The organism is Pelovirga sp. (assembly GCF_059864205.1).
Genome location: NZ_JCBCBS010000171.1, coordinates 1 through 3,387 on the forward strand (window position 1 = coordinate 1; position 3,387 = coordinate 3,387).

At 59.9% G+C, this 3,387-nt stretch carries 5 protein-coding genes; all 5 read left to right on the forward strand.

Features of this window, described 5'->3' with window-relative positions; translation table 11 throughout:
* Positions 1-672, forward strand: a 672-nt coding sequence (locus AC6F7T_RS11005) for a nicotinate-nucleotide--dimethylbenzimidazole phosphoribosyltransferase (RefSeq protein ID WP_500718813.1), incomplete at its 5' end; no start/stop codon positions are given.
* Positions 669-1,565 (forward strand): sirohydrochlorin cobaltochelatase, encoded by an 897-nt coding sequence (locus AC6F7T_RS11010; RefSeq protein ID WP_500718815.1) that lies wholly within the window; start codon positions 669-671, stop codon positions 1,563-1,565. The genes AC6F7T_RS11005 and AC6F7T_RS11010, both read left to right, overlap by 4 nt.
* A gap of 6 nt (positions 1,566-1,571) precedes the next feature.
* Complete coding sequence (cobA, locus tag AC6F7T_RS11015; RefSeq protein WP_500718817.1) at positions 1,572-2,291, forward strand: uroporphyrinogen-III C-methyltransferase; 720 nt, start codon at positions 1,572-1,574, stop codon at positions 2,289-2,291.
* The gene (locus tag AC6F7T_RS11020) at positions 2,292-2,813 is read left to right on the forward strand and encodes a cob(I)yrinic acid a,c-diamide adenosyltransferase (protein WP_500718819.1); all 522 of its coding nucleotides are present in this window, start codon (positions 2,292-2,294) and stop codon (positions 2,811-2,813) included.
* A 52-nt stretch (positions 2,814-2,865) separates the two neighbouring features.
* Positions 2,866-3,387 (forward strand): bifunctional adenosylcobinamide kinase/adenosylcobinamide-phosphate guanylyltransferase, encoded by a 522-nt coding sequence (locus AC6F7T_RS11025; protein ID WP_500718820.1) that lies wholly within the window; start codon positions 2,866-2,868, stop codon positions 3,385-3,387.

The following is a 3,387-nucleotide window of genomic DNA, read 5'->3' on the forward strand; positions in this document are numbered from 1 at the left end:
ACCGCCAATTTCGCCAAGGAACCGGCCATGGAGCGCCGCGAAGCGGAGCAGGCCCTGCTGGTCGGTATCGAGATGGTCAAAAGTCTGGTCGCCGAAGGCTATAACCTGATCGGCACCGGCGAAATGGGAATCGGCAACACCAGTTGCAGCAGCGCCCTGTACATGGCCTTTACCGGCGCCCATGCCGATGTCGCTGTCGGAAGAGGCGGCGGCATCACCGATGAGGCTCTGGCACGTAAAAAACAGGTGATCAGCGCAGCCCTGGCACTCCACCAGCCCGACCCGAATGATCCGCTGGATGTTCTTGCCAAAGTTGGCGGTCTGGACGTGGCGGGCATGGCCGGTTGCTTTCTGGGTGCCGCTCATTGCAAAGTACCGGTGGTCATCGACGGCTTTATTTCTGCCGCCGCCGCGCTGGTAGCCTATCGCCTCAACCCGCTGGTCAAGGAGTACATGATCCCTTCTCACCTGTCGGCGGAACCCGGCTACATCCATATCATGCGCGAGCTCGGCCTGGAACCGATGCTGCATCTGAACATGCGTCTGGGTGAAGGCACCGGCTGTCCGCTGGCCTTCGGCATTATCGATGCTGCGATTGGCATGTTAAATAACATGGCAACCTTCGATGAAGCCATGATCAGCCGAGACCATCTGGTGGACATACGACCATGAAGCAGAGCGAACAGGAAGCTCCCACAGCCATCGTCCTGGCAGCCTTCGGCACCACCTATCCGGCAACCCTGGAACCGATTCTGGCCATGCTGCGCGATGTCAAAGAGCGCTATCCCAACGTCCCTGTCCACCTGGCCTTCACGTCCAATATCATCCGGCGCAAGTGGCATAAACGTGCCGCAGACGCGAACTATCGCCATGAATATCCCGCCATTCCCGAGCAGATTTATGCCGTCAAAAACGTGCTGGGCGCCATGGCCGATCTGCAGAATGAGGGCTATCGCCGGATCGTCGTCCAGCCGGTACTGATTGTCGACGGCGAGGAGTACCGTGACCTGGCTGCGTATGTCGAAGCTCTGGCCACCATTAAAACCCACAAGCCCCACTTACGGCCTTTCGAAAGTGTCGGCATCGGCAAGCCTCTGCTCGGCACCTTTGATCATCGCGACCAGCTCAATGGCCTGGTGCGGGCACTTAAACCCGATATCGATGCTGCACGGGCCGCTGATGCCGCCCTGGTGTACATGGGCCACGGCAACGAGCACATGGCGCAAGGGGCCTATTACGAGCTGGAAATTCTGTTGCGCCGCGAATACGGGATCCCGGTGTGCATCGGTCTGGTAGAAGGGCTGCCCGACTTTGAAACCGTGCGGGAAAAACTGGCCGCCGCCGAAACCCGCAAGGTGCTGTTAAAGCCGCTCATGTTTGTGGCCGGGGACCATGCCCGCAACGACATGGCCGGGGACGATGAGGACTCGTGGCTGACCCTGCTTGAAAACGCCGGCTATCAGGTGACTCCGATTCTCGAAGGGCTCGGACACAACCCCGCCGTACGAGCGATTTTTCTGGATATGCTGGAACAGGCCGCGCAGCAAGCGGCCATCGATTTGTGAGATGACATGAGCGAACTTATTATCGTCGGCGCCGGTCTGGGCGCACAGTCCATCACCCTTGCAGGGATCGAAGCGATCCGCCGGGCCGAGGTCGTCCTCTACGACCGCTTGATTCATCCCGCCATCTGCGCGCAGATCAGCTGTGAAGCCTTGGACGTCGGCAAGCGCCCCTACGACGCTCATTGCCGGACCCAGGTCCAGATCAATGCGTTAATTATCGAGCAACTGCAACGGGGCAAGCGCGTCGTCCGCCTCAAAGGGGGTGACACCTCGGTCTTTGCCCGCACCGTGGAGGAAGTAGAAGCCGCCCGCTCCGTCGGTGCCCGCGTCACCCTCATCCCTGGTGTTACCTCGGCCTCATCCCTGGTCGCCAGGGTCCAGGGTGCCCTGACCGATCGCCGCTCTGCGGCAGGAGTGGTCTTTATCACCGGTCACACCAAGGCTGATAACCTGGAAACCAGCTACCGCTGGGACGCCCTGGTAAACCTCGGCTTTACCATTGTCATCTACATGGGGGTCAGAAACATGCCCGTCATCCGCCATCAGTTGCTCATGCACGGCATGGCGGCCACCACGCCGGTGCTGATCGGTCAAAGTCTGGAAACCGAGCAGGAGCGAATTTTCTCGACCACCCTGGACGAGGTACTGTCCTGCATCGCCAACCGGCAGATCAGTCACCCTGCCACCATCATCATCGGTAAAGTCGCGATGCTCGCAGAGGTTTAGATGCCTGGGCGAGGGTATGTACAGATTTACACCGGCAACGGCAAAGGCAAGACTACGGCAGCGCTAGGACTGGCGGTACGCTGCGCCGGAGCCGGAGGGAAAGTCTTCTTCTGTCAGTTTCTAAAAAAGGGGGATTCGTCGGAATGGACCGCCCTGCAGCACCTGCAGGAGCGCATCATCCACCGTGCCTTCGGCACCGGGGAATTCATCCGCAGCACGCCTTCAGCCGAAGATCGGCAGCTTGCAGAGTGCGGCATAGCGGAGGCACAAGCGGCATTGGCATCCGGCGCCTACGACCTGATCGTGCTGGATGAACTGCTCGGCCTCCTGGCCAAAGGACTGGTCAACATTGACGAGATATTTGATCTGCTGCACTTGCGCCCGCCGCACACCGAACTGGTACTGACCGGACGCAACGCCCCGGCCGAACTGATAGAGAAAGCCGACCTGGTAACGGAAATGTGCGAGATAAAGCACTATTATCAGCAGGGCGTCGCCGCGCGAACAGGAATAGAGAAATAGGGGGTGGGGTTTCTCCACCCTGGAACGCGCGGTTCCCACAAGGAGCACGAAGATGTCATACACAACCCTGATCACCGGCGGTGTCGGCAGCGGCAAAACCCATCATGCCCTTGGCCTGGCGGCTCCAGCGTTGCGCAAGGCATATATCGCCACCGCACCGACCAACCTTGATCCGGAAATGGATCGCAAAATCCGTGTCCACCAGGGAGAACGGGATGCCTCCTACACCACCATCGAGGAACAGCTGCAGCTCGCCGACGCCTATCAGCGCGCCCTGGAGCTTCCCTGCGACACCATCCTCATCGATTGCCTGACCCTCTGGGCGAGCAACCTGGTTTTCACCGCAACAGCAGAAAATGAGCCCCTGGATGAATTTCTGGCGCTGCTTGGCACCTCGACGCGGCGCACCATCATCGTCACCAACGAAGTCTCCCTGGGGGTGATTCCGGCCGATCCCATGACCCGCCGCTACTGCGCTCTGCTGGCACGCATCAACCGCTGCGTCGCTGCGCTGGCCGATGAAGTATTGTTGCTGGTCAGCGGTATTGCCGTCCCCGTCAAGGCACAGCGATGA

Bases quoted from the DNA above. Each gene is read 5' to 3' on its own strand.
- cobA (WP_500718817.1), top strand. From the start codon at position 1,572: ATGAGCGAACTTATTATCGTCGGCGCCGGTCTGGGCGCACAGTCCATC.
- AC6F7T_RS11025 (WP_500718820.1), top strand. From the start codon at position 2,866: ATGTCATACACAACCCTGATCACCGGCGGTGTCGGCAGCGGCAAAACC.
- AC6F7T_RS11020 (WP_500718819.1), top strand. From the start codon at position 2,292: ATGCCTGGGCGAGGGTATGTACAGATTTACACCGGCAACGGCAAAGGC.
- AC6F7T_RS11010 (WP_500718815.1), top strand. From the start codon at position 669: ATGAAGCAGAGCGAACAGGAAGCTCCCACAGCCATCGTCCTGGCAGCC.